At 67.2% G+C, this 22,574-nt stretch carries 30 protein-coding genes; 16 read left to right on the forward strand and 14 right to left on the reverse strand.

Features of this window, described 5'->3' with window-relative positions:
- Nucleotides 1–54: 54 nt before the first annotated feature.
- Nucleotides 55–1,083, forward strand: a complete 1,029-nt coding sequence (locus ACFXP5_RS14240; protein WP_394545147.1) for an LLM class flavin-dependent oxidoreductase — start codon at nucleotides 55–57, stop codon at nucleotides 1,081–1,083.
- Between the two features lie 183 nt (nucleotides 1,084–1,266).
- Here the strand turns inward: ACFXP5_RS14240 and ACFXP5_RS14245 are convergent, their stop codons facing one another.
- The 3 genes from ACFXP5_RS14245 to ACFXP5_RS14255 form a co-directional block, all read right to left on the reverse strand.
- Entirely contained in the window at nucleotides 1,267–2,223 is a 957-nt protein-coding gene (locus ACFXP5_RS14245) for an LLM class flavin-dependent oxidoreductase (protein ID WP_394545149.1), read from the reverse strand.
- On the reverse strand, nucleotides 2,223–2,735 hold the full coding sequence (locus tag ACFXP5_RS14250; protein ID WP_394545151.1) for a bifunctional nuclease family protein: 513 nt from the start codon (nucleotides 2,733–2,735) through the stop codon (nucleotides 2,223–2,225). The genes ACFXP5_RS14245 and ACFXP5_RS14250 overlap by 1 nt, the downstream gene beginning before the upstream one ends.
- Nucleotides 2,736–2,820: 85 nt before the next feature.
- On the reverse strand, nucleotides 2,821–3,765 hold the full coding sequence (locus tag ACFXP5_RS14255) for an aldo/keto reductase (RefSeq protein ID WP_394529085.1): 945 nt from the start codon (nucleotides 3,763–3,765) through the stop codon (nucleotides 2,821–2,823).
- A 237-nt stretch (nucleotides 3,766–4,002) separates the two neighbouring features.
- On the opposite strand from ACFXP5_RS14255, the gene ACFXP5_RS14260 reads away from it, so the two are divergent.
- Nucleotides 4,003–6,519, forward strand: coding sequence for a choice-of-anchor G family protein (locus ACFXP5_RS14260; RefSeq protein WP_394545153.1), 2,517 nt, complete (start codon nucleotides 4,003–4,005; stop codon nucleotides 6,517–6,519).
- A gap of 68 nt (nucleotides 6,520–6,587) precedes the next feature.
- Here ACFXP5_RS14260 and ACFXP5_RS14265 read toward each other — a convergent pair whose 3' ends face one another.
- Genes ACFXP5_RS14265 through ACFXP5_RS14275 form a run of 3 tightly spaced genes read right to left on the reverse strand, consistent with a single transcriptional unit; the run spans nucleotide 6,588 to nucleotide 8,559 of the window.
- Entirely contained in the window at nucleotides 6,588–6,755 is a 168-nt protein-coding gene (locus tag ACFXP5_RS14265) for a hypothetical protein (RefSeq protein WP_394529087.1), read from the reverse strand.
- Between the two features lie 41 nt (nucleotides 6,756–6,796).
- Nucleotides 6,797–7,981 carry a GDSL-type esterase/lipase family protein gene (locus tag ACFXP5_RS14270; RefSeq protein WP_394545155.1) on the reverse strand — a complete coding sequence of 395 codons (1,185 nt, stop codon included), beginning with the start codon at nucleotides 7,979–7,981 and terminating at the stop codon, nucleotides 6,797–6,799.
- The gene (locus ACFXP5_RS14275; RefSeq protein WP_394545157.1) at nucleotides 7,981–8,559 is read right to left on the reverse strand and encodes a TetR/AcrR family transcriptional regulator; all 579 of its coding nucleotides are present in this window, start codon (nucleotides 8,557–8,559) and stop codon (nucleotides 7,981–7,983) included. Before ACFXP5_RS14275 ends, ACFXP5_RS14270 begins: the two co-directional genes overlap by 1 nt.
- A 126-nt stretch (nucleotides 8,560–8,685) precedes the next feature.
- Between ACFXP5_RS14275 and ACFXP5_RS14280 the strand changes: the two genes are divergently transcribed.
- Nucleotides 8,686–9,390 (forward strand): spermidine synthase, encoded by a 705-nt coding sequence (locus ACFXP5_RS14280; protein ID WP_394545159.1) that lies wholly within the window; start codon nucleotides 8,686–8,688, stop codon nucleotides 9,388–9,390.
- A gap of 102 nt (nucleotides 9,391–9,492) precedes the next feature.
- Here the strand turns inward: ACFXP5_RS14280 and ACFXP5_RS14285 are convergent, their stop codons facing one another.
- A complete protein-coding gene (locus ACFXP5_RS14285) occupies nucleotides 9,493–9,879 on the reverse strand; it encodes a VOC family protein (protein ID WP_394545161.1) in 387 nt (128 codons plus the stop codon).
- Between the two features lie 71 nt (nucleotides 9,880–9,950).
- Here ACFXP5_RS14285 and ACFXP5_RS14290 point away from each other — a divergent pair, with 71 nt between their 5' ends.
- The 4 genes from ACFXP5_RS14290 (at nucleotide 9,951) to ACFXP5_RS14305 (ending at nucleotide 11,511) form a co-directional block, all read left to right on the forward strand.
- On the forward strand, nucleotides 9,951–10,292 hold the full coding sequence (locus ACFXP5_RS14290) for a YciI family protein (protein WP_394545163.1): 342 nt from the start codon (nucleotides 9,951–9,953) through the stop codon (nucleotides 10,290–10,292).
- Nucleotides 10,293–10,358: 66 nt separating this feature from the next.
- Nucleotides 10,359–10,844 carry a DUF2975 domain-containing protein gene (locus ACFXP5_RS14295; RefSeq protein ID WP_394545165.1) on the forward strand — a complete coding sequence of 162 codons (486 nt, stop codon included), beginning with the start codon at nucleotides 10,359–10,361 and terminating at the stop codon, nucleotides 10,842–10,844.
- Nucleotides 10,844–11,086 (forward strand): helix-turn-helix domain-containing protein, encoded by a 243-nt coding sequence (locus ACFXP5_RS14300; protein ID WP_394529094.1) that lies wholly within the window; start codon nucleotides 10,844–10,846, stop codon nucleotides 11,084–11,086. Before ACFXP5_RS14295 ends, ACFXP5_RS14300 begins: the two co-directional genes overlap by 1 nt.
- Nucleotides 11,083–11,511 carry a DoxX family protein gene (locus ACFXP5_RS14305; RefSeq protein WP_394545167.1) on the forward strand — a complete coding sequence of 143 codons (429 nt, stop codon included), beginning with the start codon at nucleotides 11,083–11,085 and terminating at the stop codon, nucleotides 11,509–11,511. The genes ACFXP5_RS14300 and ACFXP5_RS14305 overlap by 4 nt, the downstream gene beginning before the upstream one ends.
- Here ACFXP5_RS14305 and ACFXP5_RS14310 read toward each other — a convergent pair.
- Complete coding sequence (locus ACFXP5_RS14310) at nucleotides 11,475–11,894, reverse strand: NUDIX hydrolase (RefSeq protein WP_394545169.1); 420 nt, start codon at nucleotides 11,892–11,894, stop codon at nucleotides 11,475–11,477. The two genes, ACFXP5_RS14305 and ACFXP5_RS14310, sit on opposite strands and share 37 nt — an antisense overlap.
- A gap of 36 nt (nucleotides 11,895–11,930) precedes the next feature.
- On the opposite strand from ACFXP5_RS14310, the gene ACFXP5_RS14315 reads away from it, so the two are divergent.
- From ACFXP5_RS14315 to ACFXP5_RS14330, 4 genes are all read left to right on the forward strand, one after another.
- The gene (locus ACFXP5_RS14315) at nucleotides 11,931–12,410 is read left to right on the forward strand and encodes a DUF1990 family protein (protein WP_394545171.1); all 480 of its coding nucleotides are present in this window, start codon (nucleotides 11,931–11,933) and stop codon (nucleotides 12,408–12,410) included.
- Between the two features lie 100 nt (nucleotides 12,411–12,510).
- Nucleotides 12,511–12,780 carry a hypothetical protein gene (locus ACFXP5_RS14320; protein WP_394545173.1) on the forward strand — a complete coding sequence of 90 codons (270 nt, stop codon included), beginning with the start codon at nucleotides 12,511–12,513 and terminating at the stop codon, nucleotides 12,778–12,780.
- Between the two features lie 52 nt (nucleotides 12,781–12,832).
- On the forward strand, nucleotides 12,833–13,318 hold the full coding sequence (locus ACFXP5_RS14325) for a tetratricopeptide repeat protein (protein WP_394545175.1): 486 nt from the start codon (nucleotides 12,833–12,835) through the stop codon (nucleotides 13,316–13,318).
- A gap of 103 nt (nucleotides 13,319–13,421) precedes the next feature.
- Nucleotides 13,422–13,580, forward strand: coding sequence for a hypothetical protein (locus ACFXP5_RS14330; protein WP_394529102.1), 159 nt, complete (start codon nucleotides 13,422–13,424; stop codon nucleotides 13,578–13,580).
- Between the two features lie 46 nt (nucleotides 13,581–13,626).
- Here ACFXP5_RS14330 and ACFXP5_RS14335 read toward each other — a convergent pair whose 3' ends face one another.
- A complete protein-coding gene (locus ACFXP5_RS14335) occupies nucleotides 13,627–14,655 on the reverse strand; it encodes a methionine synthase (RefSeq protein ID WP_394545429.1) in 1,029 nt (342 codons plus the stop codon).
- A gap of 20 nt (nucleotides 14,656–14,675) precedes the next feature.
- Nucleotides 14,676–15,668: a DUF1852 domain-containing protein gene (locus tag ACFXP5_RS14340; protein WP_394545177.1), complete on the reverse strand. Its 993-nt coding sequence runs from the start codon at nucleotides 15,666–15,668 to the stop codon at nucleotides 14,676–14,678.
- A 123-nt stretch (nucleotides 15,669–15,791) separates the two neighbouring features.
- Between ACFXP5_RS14340 and ACFXP5_RS14345 the strand changes: the two genes are divergently transcribed.
- The 4 genes from ACFXP5_RS14345 to ACFXP5_RS14360 all read left to right on the forward strand — a co-directional run bounded on the left by ACFXP5_RS14345 (nucleotide 15,792) and on the right by ACFXP5_RS14360 (nucleotide 19,106).
- Nucleotides 15,792–16,733: a LysR family transcriptional regulator gene (locus ACFXP5_RS14345; protein WP_394545179.1), complete on the forward strand. Its 942-nt coding sequence runs from the start codon at nucleotides 15,792–15,794 to the stop codon at nucleotides 16,731–16,733.
- Between the two features lie 92 nt (nucleotides 16,734–16,825).
- Nucleotides 16,826–17,707 (forward strand): alpha/beta fold hydrolase, encoded by an 882-nt coding sequence (locus ACFXP5_RS14350; protein ID WP_394545431.1) that lies wholly within the window; start codon nucleotides 16,826–16,828, stop codon nucleotides 17,705–17,707.
- Between the two features lie 67 nt (nucleotides 17,708–17,774).
- Nucleotides 17,775–18,344 carry a TetR/AcrR family transcriptional regulator gene (locus ACFXP5_RS14355; protein WP_394545181.1) on the forward strand — a complete coding sequence of 190 codons (570 nt, stop codon included), beginning with the start codon at nucleotides 17,775–17,777 and terminating at the stop codon, nucleotides 18,342–18,344.
- Between the two features lie 78 nt (nucleotides 18,345–18,422).
- Entirely contained in the window at nucleotides 18,423–19,106 is a 684-nt protein-coding gene (locus tag ACFXP5_RS14360; RefSeq protein WP_394529106.1) for a DUF998 domain-containing protein, read from the forward strand.
- Nucleotides 19,107–19,502: 396 nt separating this feature from the next.
- Here ACFXP5_RS14360 and ACFXP5_RS14365 read toward each other — a convergent pair whose 3' ends face one another.
- Nucleotides 19,503–19,694, reverse strand: coding sequence for a hypothetical protein (locus tag ACFXP5_RS14365; protein ID WP_394545183.1), 192 nt, complete (start codon nucleotides 19,692–19,694; stop codon nucleotides 19,503–19,505).
- A gap of 96 nt (nucleotides 19,695–19,790) precedes the next feature.
- Here ACFXP5_RS14365 and ACFXP5_RS14370 point away from each other — a divergent pair, with 96 nt between their 5' ends.
- Complete coding sequence (locus ACFXP5_RS14370; protein ID WP_394545184.1) at nucleotides 19,791–20,774, forward strand: helix-turn-helix domain-containing protein; 984 nt, start codon at nucleotides 19,791–19,793, stop codon at nucleotides 20,772–20,774.
- 18 nt (nucleotides 20,775–20,792) lie between these two features.
- On the opposite strand, the gene ACFXP5_RS14375 is transcribed toward ACFXP5_RS14370, so the two are convergent.
- The 3 genes from ACFXP5_RS14375 to ACFXP5_RS14385 are packed head-to-tail and all read right to left on the reverse strand — an operon-like array spanning nucleotide 20,793 to nucleotide 22,530.
- Nucleotides 20,793–21,344 (reverse strand): MmyB family transcriptional regulator, encoded by a 552-nt coding sequence (locus ACFXP5_RS14375; RefSeq protein ID WP_394545186.1) that lies wholly within the window; start codon nucleotides 21,342–21,344, stop codon nucleotides 20,793–20,795.
- Complete coding sequence (locus tag ACFXP5_RS14380) at nucleotides 21,323–22,264, reverse strand: nitronate monooxygenase (RefSeq protein ID WP_394545433.1); 942 nt, start codon at nucleotides 22,262–22,264, stop codon at nucleotides 21,323–21,325. Before ACFXP5_RS14380 ends, ACFXP5_RS14375 begins: the two co-directional genes overlap by 22 nt.
- The gene (locus tag ACFXP5_RS14385; RefSeq protein WP_394545188.1) at nucleotides 22,174–22,530 is read right to left on the reverse strand and encodes a nitronate monooxygenase; all 357 of its coding nucleotides are present in this window, start codon (nucleotides 22,528–22,530) and stop codon (nucleotides 22,174–22,176) included. The genes ACFXP5_RS14380 and ACFXP5_RS14385 overlap by 91 nt, the downstream gene beginning before the upstream one ends.
- Between the last annotated feature and the right edge of the window lie 44 nt (nucleotides 22,531–22,574).

The following is a 22,574-nucleotide window of genomic DNA, read 5'->3' on the forward strand; positions in this document are numbered from 1 at the left end:
GCCGCGCTGTCCATTCGCGGGAATGATTTTCGCCCGCGGGTGTTGAATGAGGGCATGCAACGCTTCGGCACACTCTCGTTCGGTCATTACGGACCCCTCGGCGCAGGACGCATGCTCACCGCGGGCGACTCGATGCTGCAGGCGATCGACCTCGCCCAGGGCATGGACGACCTCGGCGTCGACGGCAGCTACTTCCGCGTGCACCACTTCGCCCGCCAGCAGTCGGCCCCGATGCCGCTGCTCGCCGCGATCGCCGCGCGCACCCAGCGCATCGAGGTCGGCACCGGCGTGATCGACATGCGCTACGAGAACCCCCTCACACTCGCCGAGGAGGCAGCATCCGTCGACCTCATCAGCGGCGGCCGACTGGCTCTCGGTGTGAGCCGTGGTTCACCCGAGTCGGTCATCCGCGGATACGAGGCGTTCGGGTTCACCGGGGCCACCGATCCGCGTGGCGCCGACCTGGCGCGTGAGCACTTCGACACCTTCCTGCGCGCGATCGACGGCGAGGGTCTGGCCGAGCGCGACCCGCTGAGCCCCTTCGGCGGCGGCACGGGGATGCAGCACATCGAACCCCTCTCGCCGGGCCTGCGCTCGCGCGTCTGGTGGGGTGCGGGCAACCGCGACACCGCCGAGTGGGCGGGACGCATGGGCGTGAACCTGATGTCCTCGACGCTGCTGACCGAAGACCGCGGGCTGCCGTTCGACGAGCTGCAGGCGCAGCAGATCGACGCGTTCCGCGCCGCGTGGCGCGAGGCAGGACACGCAGGAGACCCGCGCGTGTCGGTGAGCCGCAGCATCTTCCCGCTCACCACGGCCGAGGATCACCTCTACTTCGGCGGACGCCAGGACGGCGACCAGGTCGGCATCATCGACGGCATGCGCTCGACGTTCGGCAAGTCGTACGCCGCCGAGCCCGACGTGCTCGTCGAGCAGCTGCTCGATGACGCCGCCGTGCGCAGCGCCGACACGCTGATGCTCACCATCCCGAGCCAGCTGGGCGTCGAGTTCAACCTGCGCCTCGTGGAGTCCTTCGCGAAGTACGTCGCTCCCGCCCTCGGCTGGGTCGGCACCCGCGTCTGACCCGCCCCTCGGCACCCACTTCGCTGCTCCCCTGTCACATAATGCGGGTCCTACCCGCCGTTCGTGACGGGGGAGCAGTCTTTTCATGGCCACGTCGCTGCTCCCCTGTCGCAAAACGCGGGTCCCACCCGCCGTTCGTGACAGGGGAAGCGGGGCGGATGCTGCGGACCGACGGCGCTACGGTCACCGGCCGGGGAGCGCCCGCCCGAGCGCAGCGACAGCGGCGAGCGGGTCGGGCCCCGCGGGGATGAGCACCGAGGTCGTCACACCCGCACGGGCAAGGCCCGCGAGGCGCTCGCGCACCTCCGCGGGCGTACCCGCTACCGCGAGGCGTGCGACCCACTCGGGCGGCAGGCGACGCGCGAACTCCTCGCGCGTGGCGGACTGCGCTCGGAGAGCCGTGACCTCCGGGCCGATGTCGATGGGGCGCAAGTGCGGCAGCCAGTCGGCCTCGCCGATCCACTCCAGTCCCGGGCGGACAGCCGCCACGGCTGCGTCGCCATCATCGTCGACGGCCGCGACGTTGTAGGCGACGATGCGGTGGGGGCCGGTCGCCGCGATCTGTTCGCGCGCCGCCGTCACGTACTCCTCGGTGCTCGGCTCCGCGAGGATCGTGCCCTGAGCGACGCGACCGGACGCTTGGAGCGACTTCGGCCCGCGCACTCCGAGCAGCACATCGGGAACGACCGCGGGAACCGCCGCGGGGTCGAGCGCGAGCTCACCGCTGCCCCATGCGACCGTCTCGCCCCGCAACAGACCCTGCAGGGCGAGCACGTACGCGCGTAAGTAGGCGAGCGGCCGCTCGGGCCACGTGCCGGCCGCCTTGAGCCAATCCGGCATCCCGTGCCCGACGCCGACATTGACGCGTCCCGGAAACAACTGCGCGAGGGTCGCGACCTCCATGGCCGCGTAGGCGACGTTGCGCACGGCCGCGGGCAGGATGCCGATGCCCACCCGCAGGTGCGCGGTCAGCGCCAGGGCGACCGCCGCTTGCGCGATCCCGCCGCGGAAGCCCAGGTCTTCCACGACCCACAGCTCGTCGAATCCCGACGTCTCGGCCTGGACGGCGAACGGGATGAGGCCGTCCGCGGCGAGGTCACGGGGAAGAAGGATGCCGTTGCGCATCGCGTGCTGCGTCATCAGGGCTCGAAGTCTTCCGGGGCTACCTCATCGAGGAACCGGCGGAACTCGTCGACCTTCTCCTCCTCGGCACCGTCACTCGGAATCTCCTCGACGTCCGAGACCGTGTCGGGGATGGCGGCGGCGTCGAAGACCTCGTCGGCGACCCAGACGGGAGACGCAGTGCGGGGGGCGATGGCGATCGCGTCGGAGGGTCGAGCATCGATCACCTTCACGCCCGATGGCGTCGTCAAGGTGATCTCGGCGTAGAAGGTGCCCTCAGAGAGGCGCGTGACCTCCACGCGTTCGACATCGGCGCCGAGCTGCTGCAGCATCAGCACGATCAAATCGTGCGACAACGGACGCGGCGGAACCCCGCCCTGCACCGCGATGAGGATCGACGTCGCCTCCTGCTCGCCGATCCACACGGGCAGCAGCCGCCCCGAGCCGCCCAGCTCGTGCACGGGCTTCAGCAGGATGACGTGCTGCTGCGAATCGTCGAGCGCCACTCCGAGCACGCGCACGTGGATCACGGGACTCACCTCCGGGTGGGGTGTTCTCGGGCGAACGCAGCAATGCTATTGCTCGCCGCCGAGCACCGGGAGGGGCTCGGTCAGATCAGGCCGACCACTGCGACACCCGGGTGATCTCGGCGACCTCGTCGGGGGTCAGTTCGACCCGGGCTCCATCGAGCAGCCCTTCGACCTGGTCGACCCGGCTGGCGCTGGCGATCGGTGCGGCAACGGTCGGCTGGGCACGCAGCCAGGCCAAGGCCGTCGCGGCGATGGACACGCCGTGCGCGTCGCCGACGCTCTCGAGCGCGTCGATGATCTTCAGGCCCTGCGGGGTGGCGTACTTGGCCGCACCCTGCGCGCGCGGGGAAGCCTGGCCGGCCGCGTCCGTCGAACGGTACTTCCCGGTGAGGAAGCCGCTCGCCAATGCGGAGTACGGCACGAGGCTCAGGCCGAACTCCTCGGCGACGGGCACGATCGTGTCTTCGACCTCGTTGCGATGCACGAGGTTGTAGTGGGGCTGGATGGCGACGGGCAGAGCGCTGCCGCCTTCCTGCGCGAAGCCGATCCACGCGCGGATGCGGTCGGCGCTGTAGTTCGACACCGCCGTGTAGCGCACCAGTCCGTCGGTGACGAGGTCGCCGAACGCGGCCACGGTCTCATCGAGCGGCACGCTCGCGTCGTCGAAGTGGGCGTAGTAGAGGTCGATGGTGTCGACGCCGAGTCGCTTGAGGGATGCTTCGGCAGCGGCGCGCACGTTCTTCGCGGAGAGACCGGTGAAGTCGGGGTGCTGACTGACTTTGGTGGCAACCACGACGTTCTCGGGGCGGCGCGAGGCGAGCCACTCGCCGATGATGGTTTCGCTCTCGCCGCCGGAGTTGCCCGGGACCCAGGCGCTGTAGGAGTCGGCGGTGTCGATGAAGTCGCCGCCGCCGGCATGGAAGGCGTCGAGGATCTGGAACGACGTGTCGCGATCCGCCGTCCACCCGAAGACGTTGCCGCCGAGGGAGAGGGGGAAGATGTCGAGGTCGCTGTTTCCGATGCGCGTCATACCTACCCACAACTCCCGAGGGCGAGGGCCCTATTCCGACCTCGCGTCTTTTCTGAATCGGGTAGCTGTCTTCACGCCCGCGAACCAGAGCGGACACTACGGGGATTTCGCCGATCGGCAGGGCCGCGGCACTGGGCTTGCAACCGCGGACACTGGTTTCCCCGTCGCGGTCGCCGCCGGGAACAGCACGCCCCGCAGGGTGGAGGGAATGTCATCGGCGGAATGAAGGGGTTCCCTGTGCTCACACGACGCGCTTTTCGATCATCCACCTCGAGGTCGAACGGAGGTGAGTCCGGGGGGCGCCGCACACGAACGGCGATCGCCGTCGGCCTGACCCTCGGCCTCGTCGCCGCCGGCGTCGGCGGGGGCGCTGCGACCGCGCTGCCGACCGACCGGGCCGAAGCCGAAGGACTGCTCCTGTCGGGCGGTGTCCTCAACGCCGTTGCGACCTTGGAGGGCGCCTACACCTCCTTCCCGCCCGCCGATGAAGTGAACGCCCCCATCGCCGTCAGTGCGCTCGACGCCATCGACGTCGGCCTCGGCGTCCAGCTGTTCGGACCGGAGAGCGCTGTGACGCTCGGAGGCGTGGGTCAGTACTCGCGCTCCAACTCCTCGGGCGCGTACGCAGCATCCGGACTCATCACCTCGACCGGGGGCATTCAGGCGGGTTCGGACTCGCCCGGGGAGAACACCACGCTGGAGCTCGCTCCCGTGCTCGATGACGTGGAAGTCCAGGGCCTGCTCAGCGACCTGTCCCTCGAGCTCGGAGCCGTCGCGGCAACGGCCACGGCCACCCGCGACGCGACCGGAGCAACGAGCACCGGGGTCTATCAGATCGCCGCCGGCGACCTCACCTTCACCTCGCCGGTGCTCGCCGAGACCCTTGCCACGCTGGACGGCGAGCTCGCCGACGCGAGTGCGACACTCACCGCCCTCGCCGATACCGACGGTGCGATCGACACCACGGTCGGTGGCCTTCTCGGCGGGCTCGACGGGATCCTCGAGGAGCTGCTGCTCGCGGACATCGATCTCGACGACCCCACGGTCACGTCGGATGTGACAGTCGATCTGGGTACCGCACTCGACACGGTGGCAGACGAGGCGTTCGTGTCCGGACCGGTCACCCTCACCCTCTCGACCGGCGAGGTCATGATCGATCTCGACGAGCTGTACGCACTCAACGACCTCGACCCGAACACGGTGCTGCTCTCCGACGGCGCGCTCAACCCGACCATCACGGAAGCCCTGAGCGACATCCTCACGACCCAGCTTCCGGCCGCGCTCGACGAGGCCATCGAGAACGTGCTCACCTCGACGGCGGTCGAGATCGCCGTCTCGTCCGGGGTCTCCTCCCCCGGCGAGGGCGACCTCGGCACGCTCGACGTGGTGATCGACACCACCCTCGGCGGCTTGCTCGGTCTCGCCGGCTCCACGGCACCGACGGTGACTGTTGCGGACACCGAGATTGTCGGTCTGGACCTCGACGAGTTCCTGGCCTCGGCCACGACCGATGCGGTCGACAGCATCCTGCCCGCCGTCGGCGACGTGGTGGCGGCGGCGTTCGACCTGGGCGGCCTCGAGGCGGATCTGACGGATGCTGCCACCGGCACCATCACTGCCCTGACGCCCGTGTTCGACGCGATCAACACGGTGGTGACCATCACGGTGAATGTGCAGGAGCGGCCCGGTGATTTCCGAGATGGGCTCGGCACGGACGCCGGATCGTTCACTCAGCGCGCCGCGACGATCCTGGTCGCTCCCGACCTCCTGGGCTCTACCATCGAGCTGAATCTCGCTTCCGCCACCGTGCGGGCGGTCGCTCTCGCAGCTCCCGTGGGGCTGTCACTCGACCCGCCGCGCGGGCCGGTCACCGGCGGAACGGACGTCACCATCACCGGCACCGACCTCGCCGACACCACCGGGGTCACCTTCGGCACCGTGGCGGCGGAGTTCACCGTGAACGCCGACGGCACGATCTCGGCGATCGCCCCGGCCCAGGCTGAGCCCGGCAGCGTCGCGGTCACCCTCACGAACGTGGACGGGTCGGACAGCTCACTCGCGTTCGAATACCTGCCGGTGGTTGCGCCCGCCATCGCCGGACTCTCCCCCGAACAGGGGCCCGAGAGCGGAGGCACGGTTGTCACGATCATCGGTGAGGACTTCACCGGAACGTCGTCGGTCACCTTCGACGGCGTCCCTGCCACGGAGTTCACGGTCATCAGCGACACCGAGATCGAAGCCATGGCGCCCCCGCACGCGCCGGGGCTCGTCGATCTGATCGTCACGAACGGTATCGGCGATTCCCTCGGGTTCGCCTTCCGCTACCTCGACCTTCCTGACCCCGTGATCGACACGCTGACACCCGCCACGGGCGCGACCAGCGGCGGCACAGTGGTCACCGTCACCGGCTCGAACCTCGACGGTGTGACCTCGGTCACCTTCGACGGTGTCCCGGGAACGGATCTGGTGATCGTCAGCGACACCGAGTTGCGCGTGACCACGCCGGCGAACGCGCCGGGCGACGCGGTCGTTCTCGTGGTCTCCCCCGCCGGCACGAGCGACGCGGGCGTGTTCCGGTACGTCGCCCCAGCAGCAGCGGACGCCGGTGACGGCTCGAGCGCCACCGGCGGTCGGGGCGGGGCACTGCCGAGCACCGGTGGCGATACCGGCGCCGTCGCGTCCCTCGTCGGGTTCGGGATGCTGCTGCTCCTGGGCGGTGCGGCCACCCTGCTGCTTCGCCGACGCCTCGCCTGAGAGGAACGAACGAGAGCGGCGCCGGGGATCACCCCGGCGCCGCTCTCGTCATGTCAAGGGAAGAAGCGTCAGACCTGACGCTTCTTCTTGCCGACGTTGCGGCGCACGAGGCCGAAGACGACGGTTCCGATGAAGAGGATGATGCCGATGACGCCGAGCCAGAGCAGGCCTTCGAGGGCGAATCCGACGACGGTGAGCACCGCCCAAGCGACCAGCAGAACGACGATGACGGTCATGGAGCGGTCCTTTCACGGGGGACGTTCGGACGCGTCCCAGACTACTCGCCGCGGATCCGACGACCCGCGATTCCGATCTCCGTGGTAAAAGGCCCGCCCACCCCGAACGCATGAGCGGCGAACCGCTGCCCGATGAGGCGGTGCGCTTCGGAGTCCGGGTGCAGGGCATCGGGCAACGGAAGCGCCAGGGCGTCGGCCTCCCCGTACAGCTCCAGACCGTCGAGGAAGTACAGGTTCGGGTCGTCCACGCGCTGAGCGGCGACAGCGCGCAGCGCGTCTCGGATCACCTCGAGCGTGAGCCGGCCCTGCGCGATATCGCCGGGCGTGCCGGTGGCGATGAACTGCACCTGCTCCGACCCGAAGGTCGCCGGGTCGAGAGCGCCAGGGCCGGGGGTGTTCTCGTGGATGCCCGCGAAGATCGGCGTGATCAGCAGCAGGGGGGTATCGGGGTGCCCGTCACGAATGGTGTCGAGGAATCCATGGACGGCGGGCACGAAGGCACGCATCCGCATGGCGTCGAAGTTGACGACGTTGATTCCCAGCTTGACGCTGATCACGTCGGCCGGAGCATCGCGGAGCACCCGCGCCAGGAACGGATCGACCATCGCGCTTCCGCCGAGCCCGAGGTTGCGCAGCTCGACACCACCCGCCTGCGCCGCGACGACCGGCCAGATCTCGGTCGGGGCGAGAGCGTTCGAGCCGTGGCTGATCGAACTGCCATGGTGCACCCAGAGCGGCCGGTCGGCGAGCGCGGGTTCGACACGGGCGTCCGTTCGCAGCTCGACCAGGGCGAGTGTTTCGTTGTGGGGCAGCCAGAGTTCGACCGTCTTCGCACCCGGTGCGAGATCGGTGACCGTCGTGACGTGCGGCGGCCCGGCGTGGGCCTCCGTCGCCCCGGTCTGCAGATCGACTTCCACGCTGTCGCCGCCGGTGAGCTCATCGCGGGCGTGGAGCGCCCCGTCGACGACGACGTCCACGCGCCCTCGGGGTCGATCGGTGCCCCGGTAGACGACGCGGCTCGATTGCGAGACGAGCTCAACGTGCGTCGCGGTCGTCGTGAAGGCGACACGCACGCCCGAGGGCTGGGCCTCGACCCCGAGCTGCTGCGGGTCGGGAAACTGTCGACGCACCCATTCGGGCAGGCGGTGCGGCGCCAGGCCGCGGGGCGTCGGTTCGAGCTCCGCGATGCCGCGGACCAGATCGGGGGTGAGCGGGGTCGTGATCATCAGGGGGTTCCTTCGGGGGGCCAGGTGGAGAGTGCGCGATCGAGCGCGTCGAGTGCGGTGGTCCAGGATGCTTCCTGGTCGTCCGCGCGGTGGGAGAAAGCATCCGATCGGGTGAGCGCCAGGAATCCGTTGACCGTCGCGCCGACCAGGCGGGCCGCGTGCACGACGGCGTCGCTGGGAACGGGATAGCCGCGGATCACGGCCAGCAGCAGCGTCGCAACGCGGGCGGCCTCGGGCGATAGCGCGGTCTCGGGCGAAGCGGTGCGCTGCATCGCCGCCCACGCCCCCGGTCGCTCCGCGGCGTAGTTGCGGTGGGCGTCGGCGAGTCCTTGCAGGGCGGTGCGGCCGGAGCGCCCCGCGACGGCGTCGGCGACGCGCGATCCCAGTTCGCCGAGGGCGAGTCGCTGCACTCCGTCCAGGAGCGCATCTCGCCCTCGGACGTGCTCGTAGAGGCTGGCCGGCTGTACGCCCAGTTCGCGGGCGACCGCGGACACGGTGAGGGCGTCGAACCCCTCGGTGTCAGCGAGGGCCGCCGCCGCCGCCAGCACGCGGCCGGTGTCGAGGCGGGTGCGGGGCATGGACTCAACCTACACCCTGTAGGCACTTACCTAATGCCCCTTCCATCGTGTGATCGGGGAGGATGAAGCCAGTGCCGATGACCGTCGGGTACCGAGCAGCATCCACCCAGAGAACGAAGAACCCGCATGATCGCCCGATTCGAAGAACTCGATTGGCAAGAGACCCGAATGGGTGAGCTGACCCTCCGGCGGCGCACCGACCCGGCCACCGGCGAGCTCATCTACGAGGTGAAGCTCAAGGACGAGTACCTCATGTCGAGCCTGTTCACCGTGGCCGAGGAGGAGCTGGCGACTCTGGGCCTCGCCGCAGCCGAGGGGAGCGACCTCGACGTGCTCGTGGGAGGACTGGGCCTCGGCTACACGGCCGCGACCGCGCTGAGCGACCCTCGGGTGCGACGCCTGAACGTGATCGACGCCCTTCCCGCCGTGATCGGCTGGCATGAGAGGGAGCTGCTGCCGGTATCCGAGCAGCTGGTGCGAGACCCGCGCACCACGCTCACCCTCGACGACTTCTTCGCGGTGGTCCGGCGAGCGCCCGCATTGGACGATGCCCGCTACGACGTGATCCTGCTCGACGTGGACCACTCGCCACGGCACACGCTCGATCCCAGCCACGCCGACCTGTACACCGAGGCCGGCCTCCGATCCCTCGCCCGTCACCTCACCGACCGCGGGGTCTTCGCCCTGTGGTCCGACGACCCGCCCGACGACGACTTCGCGACGGTGCTCGCCACCGTCTTCCCGCGGAGCACGGCCCACGTCATCGCCTTCGACAACCGCCTCACGGGCGGCACGTCGTCGAACACCGTCTACGTGGCGACCGTGCGCTGACGCGGCTGTACCCGTTGCAGGAGATTCGCCGAGATCAGGACAGAAACCGGCTCTTTCGTCCTGATCTCCGTCGAACGTCCTGCATTCGTGCCGAGCAGCCGGTCACCGGAGGTGCGGTTGCACGATCGTGACGGCGTTCCCGTCGGGGTCGTGGAAGGTTCCGACGGTGACGGCACTGACGGTCTCCGCCTGGATGGGGAACTGCTGCGTGGCGAACTCGGCACCCAGCCGCGCGAGGGCGTCGGCCACGGGCGTGATGTCACGGACGTTGATGGTGGCCAGTCCGCCGCCCGCCCGCTCGACATCCTCCCGCAATTGGAGGGTGCCCTCCTCGGGCACGCGTGATTCTGCGAGGTAGTACTCGGCTATCTGAGGGGTCGGGTGGCCATCGGGCGCTCGGCCGAAGAGCTCTGCGTACCACGGCGTCGAAATTTCCAGGTCTCGCACCGGCAGACCGGCGAAGACCGTCAGGGCAGCGAATGGGGTCATGCCTGCACCCTAGAATCCGCCGGGGCCTCGCGCCATAGTGGGCCTCAGCACACGAATGCGAGGAGTCATCGATGACCAAGTACCTCATTTCGTTCCCGAGCACAGCCATGGACGTCACCGCTGACGAGCTCCCCGCCGTGTCCGCCGCCTCGCACGCTGTCGTTCAGGAGGCCAGGGACGCCGGCGTGTGGGTGTTCGGCGGAGGTATCGACGAAAGCATCCCTCCCGTGATGATCGACGGCGACGGCACCGTGACCGATGGCACCTACCCGCGGACTCGCCAGCTGGAGGGTGGCTACGCGGTGCTCGAGTTGCCCACTCGCGAGGCGGCGCTGTCGTGGGCCGCCAAGCTGGCCACCGCGTGCCGATGCGCGCAAGAGGTGCGGGAGTTCGCTTACGACCCGACCGCCTGACGGGGGCGGGTTGTCTTTTCTCCTGTTTATCGATAGATTTCTCCTGTCTATCGGCAGGAGAGACCAGTGAACACACCAGCAGTCGCAGCATTGAAAGTGGTGATCGCGCTATCGCTCGCGGGGTCACTCCTCGTTCAGGTGGGGATGATCCCCCTCATCTGGAACGACCTGGAGGGCGTTCCCCTCGGCGTGCGGTCCGTCGCGGTCTCGCTCCTCGTCCTCGAGGTCGTCGTCCTGCAGGTGGTTGCTCTGTGCGTCTGGAAGCTGCTGACGCTGGTGAGCCGCGGGTCGGTCTTCTCCCCAGATGCGTTCCGCTATGTCGACATCATCATCGGGGCCGTCTGCGCCGGGTCGGTGACCACAGCGGCCATCGCCGTCATGCTGGCACCGGGCGAAACGGCGCCGGGCATCGTGGGTCTGCTTTGCGGAGCATCGCTGGTCATCGCGGGTGTCGCCCTCGTCGTCTACGTCCTGCGGATGCTGCTGCGCCAAGCCATCTCGCGGGAAGCCGAGGCGGCCCAGCTCCGCTCCGAGCTCGAAGAGGTCATCTGATGCCGATCGTGGTCGACATCGACGTGATGCTCGCAAAACGCAAGATGCCGGTCGGCACGCTCGCGGAGCGGATCGGCATCTCCCCCGCCAACCTCGCCGTGCTCAAGAACGGGCGAGCGAAAGCCGTGCGCTTCACGACTCTCGAGGCGCTGTGCGAGGTGTTGGACTGTCAGCCCGGCGACCTGCTGCGTTGGGAACCCGCCCGCGTGGAAGAGCACGCGCAGCCGGCGGAGGTCTCATGAACCGCGTCCGCGGTATCGCCCGCTGGCTCTTGGGCTTCGCGCTCCTCTTCACGGGCGTCGGCCACCTCACCTTCGCGCGCGCTTCGTTCGTCGCGCAGGTGCCGCAATGGCTCCCCGTTCCCGTCGACGTTGTGGTCGTCGCATCCGGAATCGTCGAGATCGCCCTGGGCGCGTCGTTGATCGTGCTCTCGCGCTACCGAGTGGTGGTCGGTTGGCTCACCGCCGCCTTCTTCGTCGCCATCTTTCCGGGGAACGTCGAACAGTTCCTCAGCGGTACGGATGCCTTCGGGCTCGACTCCGACCTCTCCCGGGGGATCCGCCTTCTCTTCCAACCTCTTCTCGTGATCTGGGCGCTCTGGTCCACGGGGGCCTGGAGGGCGTGGCGCGCTCAGCGCCGCAAGAGGTCGAGCGCACCGCGCGGATAGAGCGGCGGACCACCGGCCCCGAGACTCTCGATGGCCATCCATCGGACTACCGCGCCGGTGTCGCGGATGCGAACCTCGACAGTCGCCGCAGGGAGAGGGTCGGCGGCGGATATCGCGAAGACGTGAGTGATCTCGTGTCGCGACTCTCCCTCGTAGGTGAAGGAGCTCTCCAGCACGCCGAGCGGTTCGACCTCGCTGAGCGTGAACCCGAGTTCCTCGAGGAACTCGCGACGGACGGCATCCTCCGCAGTCTCGCCGACCTCGATCCCACCGCCGGGAGCGCGATAATAGGTTGCGCCACTGACGCGGTCGGCACCCTCCTCCACCAGGATCTTGCCGTTGCGCACGAGCAGACCCACGGCAACGTGTCGGATCGCCCACATGATCAACACCCTAAGTCGCGGCCCTAGGGTGGCGGGATGGCCACACACCCCGAGCTGCCGACATGGCCCGAAGGCAGGTCGGACGGGTTCCGCCGGTCGGAGATCGCAGCGCTGATCGGTCACGGAGACGGATGCTGGGAGCGCGCGGCCCAGGATGTCCTGCGGTGGCGCGTGAAGACCCGCAGTGGCTTCACGGTAGACGACCAGCGCACGGCCATCCCCGGGGAAACTCTCGAGATCACGGCCCGCGTCGCCGGCGTCACGATCCGCGAGCCCGTACAGGTGGTCGCCGTTGTCGACACACCCTCCCGGGTCGGATTCTCGTACCGCACCCTTCCCGGTCACCCCGTCTCCGGTGAGGAGGCTTTCATCGTGCACCGCGACGGTGACGCCGTCTTCCTCACCATCCGGTCGCTGACCGCTCCGGCCGGCCGGCAGCCGTGGCGAGCGCTGTATCCGCTGCTTCGGGTCGCGCAGGTCGTCGCGCGACGCCGCTACCTCCGCGCGCTCCGCTGAACCGCTGCCGTCAAGCGATGACCACGGTCGGGGTAGTTCAGCAGGGACCCGAACGCGTGACGACCTTCCTGCAACGCCGCGGCCCTGCCATCCTGATCCCGTGCCCCTGAACCGCCGCCGCATTCTGCTTTCGCTGCTCGCTATCGCCGCGCTCGCGCTGATTCCGGCGGTCTTCTTGACCGGTGCCGGTTACGCGGCAGAACAGCAGGTGTGGGATGCCGCCCACTCGACGTACACGTACGTTGCCCGCCCCTTCGCCGACGCCGCCATCGTCGCGACCCTCGCCGTCAGCGTGGCCCTTGTCGCCGCTGCGTTTTCCTGGGGATTGCGCGCGATCGCGGCTTCCCCTCGAGGCGCGCGCAGGAGGTAGCCCTCGAGCCCTTGCATCGTCGGCACGACCGACGGCCCCCTAGCCTGGATAGGTGACCACCGAGGACTGGGAAAGTCGCGTCGCCGCCCTGTGGGTGGACGACGCCGTCGATGACCAGCGGCGGATCGAACTGATGAGCGATCTCGCCGGTGCCGCACCGCACCCTGCGCTCGGCGCGTTCGAACTCGGGGGCGCCCTCGACTCCGGCGGCCGGGAGGCCGAGGCCGACGTTCAGTACACGCTGGCCACCGCCGCAGGCCTGGACACCGTGGACCCGGCGCGGGCAGCGCAGCTGGTGGTTCAGCACGCCTCGACCCTGCGTAACCTCGGCCGGATCGAGGAAGCGATCGCGATGCTCCAGGATGCCCCCGAGCACCCGGCGACCGGTTCCGCGCCCCGTGTGTTCCTCGCTCTGGCCCTGCACAGCGCGGGCCGAAGCGATGCAGCACTCCGCGTTGCTATAGAGGCCATCGAACCGACTCTTCCCCGTTACCACCGCTCGGTTCGGGCCTATGCCGAGGCCCTGACCGAGCGCTGACGGTCGGCCGCCTCAGCTCGCGCTCACCGGGGATTCACGAGCGGAATACTCACCGGTCGATCCTCATTCGGCGAGCACCGGACGGATGAGTTATTGTCGGGGCGTGTTTCTGGAGCCCTTCACGCTGCTGCTGATCCTGTGGGTCGATCTCGGTCTCCTGGCCGTGGTGCTGATCCTTCTGCTGATCTTTTACGTCATTCGGCCTCGGGTGATGCGGGATCGCACTCGCGACACGCAACCCCAGCAGCCTCTCGACGCCTAGCAGGGCTTCGCCCGCCTCCTCCCCGTCGCTGGTTCGCCAGGTTGTCCTAGGCGCTGAGCTCCTCGCGAACGATCGCGGCGCCCGCACTCAACGCACTCAACTTTCCGAGCGCAGCGTTCCGCGACAACGGCGCCATGCCGCAGTTGGTGCTCGCGATGAGCTTGTCCGCGTCGACGAACGGGAGCGCGTTGCGGAGGGTGGCAGCGACCTCCTCCGGGGTTTCGATCGTCTCGCTCGCGACGTCGATGGCCCCCAGCATGATCTTCTTGCCACGGATGAGCTCGATGAGCTCGATGGGCACGTGGGAGTGGTGAGACTCGAGCGAGACGGTGTCGATCGTCGACCGCTGCAGGAGCGGGAACGTCTTCTCGTACTGACGCCACTCCGAACCGAGAGTCGCCTTCCATTCGGTGTTCGCCGTGATGCCGTAGCCATAGCAGATGTGCACGACGGTTTCGGCGCGCAGCCCCTCGGCCGCCCTTTCCAGCGCCGCCACCCCCCAGTCGTGAACCTCATCGAAGAAGACGTTGAACGCGGGCTCATCGAACTGGATGATGTCGACTCCTGCCGCCTCGAGCTCCCTCGCCTCCTGATTGAGGATGGTTGCGAACTCCCACGCCAGCTTCTCGCGGCTTCGGTAGTGGTGGTCGGAGAGGGTGTCGATCATCGTCATCGGACCAGGGAGTGCCCATTTGATCGGTTGATCGGTCTGCCGGCGGAGGAACGTCGCGTCGTCGACGAACACGGGTCTCTTACGGCTCACGGCGCCCACGACGGTCGGCACGCTCGCGTCGTAGCGATTGCGGATGCGAACCGTCTCGCGCTGCTCGAAGTCGACTCCGGTGAGGTGCTCGATGAACGTCGTGACGAAGTGCTGACGGGTCTGCTCCCCGTCGCTGATGATGTCGACGCCTCGGTGGCGCTGCTCCTGCACGGCGATGCGCATCGCATCCTGCTTGCCCTCGACCAGGGCGTCTCCCGCGAGCTTCCACGGAGACCAGAGGGTTTCCGGCTTCGCGAGCCACGACGGTTTCGGCAGGCTGCCGACGACGGCGGTGGGCAACATCGTCAGCACGGTCGACGATTCACGGCTGGTCATGAGACGCGGGTGGGGTAGTCGGCCGCCCACCGCTCCAGGACTTTCCGGTGCGGCCGCACGAAGTGTTCTTCGGTGTACTTCCCCTGCTTCACCGCGAGATGACTGCGCTCTTCGCGGTCGTAGGCGATCGGGGTGGTCGAGTAGTCGTGGTGGTCCAGGCTCGGTCGGTAGACGTCCGCGGCGACTGAGCTCGCGTTGTAGATCTCCGGTCGATAGATCCTCTGGAAGGTCTCCATCGTGCTGATCGTGCCGATGAGCTGCAGGTCGGAATAGTCGTTGAGCAGATCTCCTCGGAAATAGAACGCGAGAGGCGCAACGCTTCCGGGGGGCATGAAATACCGCACGCTCAGTCCCATTTTCGCGAAGTACTCGTCGGTCAAAGAGAACTCGTCTTGGCGATACTCGACGCCGAGAATCGGATGCTGATTCGCCGTGCGAACGTACTTCCTGCTCGTCGACACGCTGATGCAGATGACGGGCGACATTGGGAAGCGTTCTTGGTAAACGGCGGAGTCGAGGAAATGCTGGAACAGCTTTCCCTGCAGGTCGCCGAAGTCGGCGGGGACGGTGAATCCTGTCGCCGTCTTGTTGGCGGCGGGCAGCAGCACGCTGAAGTCGAAATCCCGCACGTACGACGAGAAGTTGTTGCCCACGATCCCGTGCCGGCGATCGCCGGTGCGTTTGTCGAGGATCTGGACGTCGAGCATCTCGAGGAGCGGGAATTCCTGGTCCGCGCCGTCGGCGGTGAACTGCAACTCGACGGAGACGATGTCGAGTTCGACGGTGAACCGGTCACCGTCCGGGTTGTCCCACGATGCGAGGTCGTTGAATCGACGGTCGATCATCGTCAGGGCGTTGCGGAGGTTTTCCTGGCGGTGCTCCCCCCGAGCCAGATTCGCGAAGTTCGTCGTGATGCGGGAACTGTCCGAGGGCGAATAGTCCTCGTCGAAACGGGTGGTGGAAATGCGGAATGCGAACTCGTTCGCCATGAGCGGGCCAATCCGGAGCTGATCGGCCGGGCTCGGCCTGACGGAAATTGATAGGGCCATCGTGACGAAACGCTCAACCATCGACAAATTTGGCGCACCTATGCATCCAAATAGTCTCTCCCTATGGCTCGCGGACCAGGCAGCTTCACGCTCCAGCAACTGCTCTACTTCATCGAAGTCGCCGCAGAGGGATCGATCAGCGCCGCCGCCGACCTGCTCTACGTGTCTCAGCCGACCATGTCTGCCGCGATGAAAGACCTCGAGACGCGGGTGGGTCGCGCCCTCCTCCTGCGCTCAGCCCGCGGGGTAACGCTCACGCCCGACGGTGCGGAGTTTCTCGGATACGCCCGGCAGGTCACCGAACAGGCGGCGCTCCTCGAGCAGCGATACCTCGGACGACCCCCGTCACGCCGACTGCTCGGCGTCTCAGCACAGCACTATTCGTTCGTGGTGGAAGCCTTCGTGCGGATGGTGAAGGACAGCGGTCCGCACGAATACGAGTTCTCGTTACGGGAGACACGTACCTGGGACATCATCGAGGACGTCCGAACGCTCCGCAGCGAGCTGGGCATCCTCTACCGGAACGACTTCAACCGGAATGTCATCGACAAACTGCTTCGCGACTCCGGGCTCGCGTTCCGCCCCCTCTTCCTCGCTGACCCGCATATCTTCATCTCGCGGAAGAACCCCTTGGCCTCTCGAGATCGCGTCACCCTGGCCGATCTGGCCGACCTGCCGCGGCTCACCTTCGACCAGGGCGGGAACAACTCGTTTTACTTCGCCGAGGAGATCCTCTCCACCCTGTCGAGCAAGCAGGAGATCCGAGTCTCCGACCGCGCCACGATCTTCAACCTCATGATCGGACTCGACGGTTACACGATCTCGACGGGCATCATCAGCGACGACCTCGACCCGTCCATCGTGGCCATCCCTCTCGACGCGGACGAACGCATCGAGATCGGCTGGATCGGCCATTCCGCGATCCCACTCACCCAACAGGCACTGCGTTACCTGGCCGAACTTCGGACTGTCGTAGGCGGCTTCGGCGTCGAGCTGCTCGGCTAGCCTCCGGTGCGCGGTCGCCGTATCGTCGCAGCGTGCACACTGCTTCAGAACCTTTCGAGAGCGGTTGGCTGAGCCGCCCGGATGGCAATCAGGTGTACTTCGAACTGTCGGGGCGCCCGGACGGACGACCCGCGGTCTATTTGCACGGGGGACCTGGAGGCGGGCTCGGGATGGGCGGATACCGCCGCCGGTTCGACCCGGCGAAATACCTGATCGTCGGTTTCGATCAGCGGGGCTGTGGCAGAAGCACCCCGTGGGCGATCGATCGGATCGACACCCTCAGCACCAACACGACGCAAACGTTGATCGACGATATCGAAGCGCTGAGATCACACCTCTCGATCGACACATGGCTCGTTCACGGGTTCTCGTGGGGGTCGACCCTGGCGTTGGCGTACGCGCTGCAGCACCGCTCGCGCGTCTCAGAGCTCGTTCTCACCGCCGTGACGGCGGGCAGTCGAGAGGAGATCGACTGGATAACAGTCGAGATGCGCGCGTTGTTTCCGGAGGCGTGGGAACGCTTCGCGTCTCGGGCTCGCCCGGGTGAACGGGTTGTCGACGCGTACGCCCGGATCCTCCGTGCTGAGCAGGCCCCCGAGCGCGACGCCGCAGCATCCGCATGGATCGACTGGGAGTCCACCCACGGGTCGCTCGACCCGCGCTGGTCGGGACGCCTCGACTTCGGCGACGCCCGGGCGAAGAGAAACTTCGCCACGGTGGTCGCCCACTACTGGGCCAGCGATTGCTTCCTTCGCGATGGCGACACCATCATGAATCGCGTCGGCCAACTGGCGGGTCTACCGGGTGTTCTGATCCATGGCCGGCACGATGTCAGCGGCCCCGCGATCACTCCGTGGTCCCTGCACGCCGCCTGGCCCGGAAGCGAACTCCACATCGTCGAGAGCGAGGGCCATGGCGGTCCTCGCATGAAGGAACTCACCCTCGCGGCTACGAGCCGATTCGCCGAGCGGTGACGTGCTTCCGCTCACGAGAACGGCCTGTGATTGACAGAGAGGGCATTGTTACTGTTCAATCAGTCACATGCGAACCAAGACGAACGAACCCGGCACCAGGTCGACCGCGGAAGAGCAGCGGCGCCGCATCCTGGGTCACGCGGTGCGGGTATTCGCGCGAGGCGGCTACCGGGCCACCCCGGTCGCCGACGTGGCCGCGGCCGCGGAAGTATCGACCGCATACGTGTTTCGCCTTTTCGACGGAAAGCTCGGACTCTTCGTCGACGCGGTGGACAGCTGCTACGACCAGGTCGCGGCCTCGATGATCGCCGGCGCCGGGCGGACGTCGTCCACCGATCCGGACGACAAGCTCATCGCGATGAGGGACGCGTACGTCGAGCTGATCGCTGACCACGACCTGATCGCCCTCCAGGTCCACGCGACGAGCGCTTGCGACGTGCCCGAGATCCGCGACGCTGTTCGGCGCGGGTTGGCCAAGACCACGGATGCCGTTGCCCACTCCTCCGGTGCCGGAGCCGACGCGGTGCAACGCTTCATGGCCTACGGGCAGCTGTGCCACCTCATCGTCCAGGCCGACCTGTTCGATATCGATTCGACGTGGGCGCAGACCCTCTCCCACGGCATCCGTCACCTCTGAACCGCACCGCCCATGATCCCGTCGCTCGACTGGGTCCAAATGTGACTGTTTGATCAGTCAGCACAGATCGGAAACCTCATGACCCTTCGCAGGATCTCTGCCGCCGCCTTCCTCGTCGGCTCCGTGATCTACCTGGCCGCCGAGGCCATCTCAGCCGCCGCGTGGAAACAACCCGCCTACAGCTACGCCGACAACTGGATCAGCGACCTGGGCTCGGCGACCGCGGGCGTGTTCCAGGGCAGGGAGTTGAACTCGCCGCTCAACGCCGTCATGAACTCCGGGTTCATCATTCAGGGACTGCTTTTCGGACTCGCTACCCTGCTGCTCTCCCGCACCCTCACCGGCCGCATCCGCACGTTTACCGCCGTGATGGCCGTCGTGGTCACGATCGGGTACATCCTCGTGGGTACGTTCCACGGTTCCCTGCAAGCGCAGGAGAACGGCACGCTTGCCCTTCACTTCACGGGCGCAACCCTGGCCATCCTCGGCGGCAACCTGCTCTCACTCGTCCTGGGCATCCACTGGCGCAAGGCCCCCGAAACACGGGTGATCGGCGTCACGAGCATCGTCATCGGAGCCATTGGCCTGGCCGCGATGATCACCCTGCTCCTCACCTTCGGCGCCGGGCTGCCGTCGGGCGCCATCGAACGGGCTTCGGTCTACACAATCGTCATCTGGCAGGTCGCCGTCGCCATCTCACTGCTCCGGAGCAACCGTGCGCCGGCGGGTCAGGCGAGCAGCCCGACGATCGCCGCCCGCTGATCCCGACGAGTCCGCGCCCTCCCGATCGTGTGGGACGAAGCGAGAGGGAGGGAGCGGGGCGCAACAGGTCGCCCGCCGATCCAGTCAACACTGGAGGTACTGCCCCGGTCTCAGTGGGGGTTTGGAGTAAACGCGCGCCGGATCGCATAAAGCGCGAACAGGGCCGCCGCGGCTGTGAGCACCCAGGCACCCGGATATCCGACCGCTGGACCGACTGTGCATTGGCTTTCCGAAGCAGCTGCGCCTGCGTAGTCGATACATTGTCCGGCCTGGTACCCAAACGCCAACAGAGGCACCACGACGACGACGACGATCGCGGCGACAAGCCAGCGGAGCCTCCTTGACGTGCTCGCTCCCATAGTGAGGACTGTAGTTGTCCCCCGAGGGACGCGACAGTCAGCGGAGCGTCATCGTGGAGAGCTCGTTGGTCGCTGTGTCGCAGGTCGTGATCCGCCACGCGGCCGTCTCGCCCTCCATGACACGAACCATCTCGACGATGAGCGGGCTGGGCCAGGTCTCCCCCGAAAGCTGCGCCGCTGCGTACGCGCCGTGGCCGCCCACCTCCTGTTCCGCTTCCGTCAGCGTCACCCGACGGCCGCTGCGAGGAGGAGGACACCGACCACGCGCAGCGTCATCCTCAACTCCATCACCGCCGTTCGGAACGGGAGCCTATCGGGGTTCCTCATGGGGGTGGAATCTCGGCCCCCCAGGCCCTGGGGAAGCTCGGGTACCGTTACAGGCGGCCCCGGTACGCCCGAGCGGCATCCGCTCACCCGAGGTGAACCCGATCCCGATTCGGACAAAGGACTTCTCGTTTCTACTCGTTCGGTCGCTCTCGCCCATTTCTTGAAATCGCGGCGCGCTCAGCTGACTCCCGCTTCGGTAGGTCTTCCGGAATTGGGACCGCGCCGGGTGCCCGGTCTGAGACGGGAAGAAGTTGCCGGACTGGCCGGAATCAGCAGCGAGTACTACATCCGCATCGAGCGGGGTCGCGACATCCAGATGTCGGATCAGGTGCTCGCGAACCTGGCGCGCGCTCTCGAGCTCGACAAGGACGAGCTCCGGTACTTCTATCGCTTGGCCACGCCGGCTCCTCAGCCGGTGAGACGGGATCACGCCCCCGTGCCGATCAGTGAAGACCTCCGGGCCTTGATCGGTCAGTATGTTGGCGCGCCCGCCTACGTCTTCGACAGCAACCAAGACATCGTCGCCATCAACGAGATGGCGGACCTCATGATCCCCAGCCTCCAGTTGTACGGGGACAACCTGGTCATTGCGAACTTCGAGGTGGTGAGACTCTTCCCCGACGACGCGGATGCCGTCGAGGGTGCACGTTTATCCCTCGCGGCTCTGCGATTCCACGGCGATCCGGAGAATGCGCGTCTCAGGGAGATCGTCGGGGCACTGTCTGTCGAGAGCCCCGTCTTCCGCCGACTGTGGGCCGAGCATCCGACGGGTGGGTTCACGAACGGAACAGTCCTCAACAATTTCGACGGCGAGGTCGTTCCGGTGCCGTGGCAGGTGCTCGACGTACCGGGAGGGTTCTTCATGGTGGTCATGCCCACCCAAGAAGGAACACGCGCACATGAACTGATCACGCGCATCCGCGACGCCAAGCTGACCGGGCGCCCGCTGCGCGGGCCTTTGACCGGGTGGCCGACCAGGTAGTCCCGCTCACCGCCCCATTCAGCTGCTGATCACGTGACTTCGCGTCGAGGAGTCGACGAGATTACGGACGCTGCGCGTCGACTCGACATCAGCGGGGCCCCATACGAATAGGGTGTCTTCCCCATTGCCGGGCATGCGGAGAAGTTCGTACTGCAGCCTCAGGCTTCCTGCCCGGGTGTCGACGAACTCGGCCACGCCCCGGCTCGTCGCCTTCAAGGTGTCGTCGGCCCATGCTGTTGCGAACTCATCGCTATCCACCGACAGGTCTCCGACGATGGAGCGGAAAACATCGTCGCCCTGGTGCTCGTCGAGCGATTCTCTGAGCAGGGCGACAACCTGCTGGGAAACTCTGTCGTACGCGGGGTCCCGCCGGTCGACATTCGGCTCCATGAACGTGAACCGCGCCAGATTCATCCCCTCGCGGAACGCCGGTGAGAGCGCATGTGCCAGATCGTTCGCGACGATGACAGTGAAATGCCGGTCGCACAAGAACGCAGGAGTGCCCGCCCAGCCCGATACCAACCGTCGAATGACATTCCGTGACTCCGTCAGCGATTCGTCGGCGACCATGCCGACACGGTAGCTGCCGCGGCATTGCCACCGGAAGGGTTCGCGAAGAAATTCAACCGCGGTCGCAAGGGGCGACGGCCGGTTGAACAGGAGTCGGAACACCCGGGCACCGCATCGACCGCCGACGGAGATTCATTGCGTCGGCCTTCCGCGCCTAAAGGCCGTCTGAAAGCTGGGCGAGTGTGGCGGCCACTGACCTTTCGCGCGTCTGCTGCCATCCGGTTCCTGCCCACAGGTGGACGACGGACGCGTCGCCCGCGGCAGCTCCCGCTGCCCGGATCGGTTTGGTCAGGTGATGCAAGGGCTGGGTAACCGGCTGGCGCAGCAGCGCTATGGTCCTCGACGAACTGATTGACCAGCGCGCGGGCGAAGCGGCCCGTGAACGCGCGGGTCACTTGCGTCCGCGTGTACTTGGAATCGCGCAGGGCAGTCTTGTAAACAGCTGACGCGCCGCTCTCCGGGGCGAGGAGTAAAGCGGTCCCCACGGCAACCGCTTGGGCACCCGCAGCCATCGTCGTGTGCACTGCGGACGATGTCGAGATTCCACCCGTTCCGATAATCGGCAGGGTGCTCACGGAGCGGATCTCGCGGACGAGTTCCAAAAGAGAATGGGTGGGCAGCGCGCTCAGAGGGTCGGTGGTCCCGACGTGACCGCCAGCGTCCCGGGACTGGGCGACGATCACGTCTATGCCGGCATCTCGCGCGGCGAGGGCTTCCTCGACGGACGTCACGGTTTGCATTGTGATTGTCCCTCGAGTGCGCAGGGCCTTCACAATGCCCGCGGAGGGGATGCCGAAGGTGAAGCTCACGACGGGAACGGGGTCCTGCATCAGCAGGTCAACTTTCTCTGCCCACGAGTCGTCGTCCTCGCGCTGTGCCGAGAGAGCTGCGATACCGAGCCGTTCCGCGACAGGGCGCAGCCGATCCCGATAGCGTCGGTATTCTGCCGGGTCTGGGCCCCGACGGTGGGCACGAAGAGATTGATCCCGAACAGGGCACCCTCAGCCCGCACCGCGCCGATCTGTTCCGACATCTCGCGAGTCGTTCGGTAACCGCCTGCCAACTGTGCGAAGTGTCCAGCCGCGGCGGAAGCGGCCACTAACTCCGGAGTAGAGGGGCCGCCCGCCATCGGAGCCGCGAAAACAGGCACTCGCTCCCGAAGCAGTTCCGGCAGCACGGTCTTCATGACTCTCTCCTCTGAGGCAGCGAAGGGATCCTCACCAGGCAAGT

The sequence above is a fragment of the Microbacterium hanjuni genome (assembly GCF_043556395.1).
Taxonomy (GTDB): Bacteria; Actinomycetota; Actinomycetes; order Actinomycetales; family Microbacteriaceae; genus Microbacterium.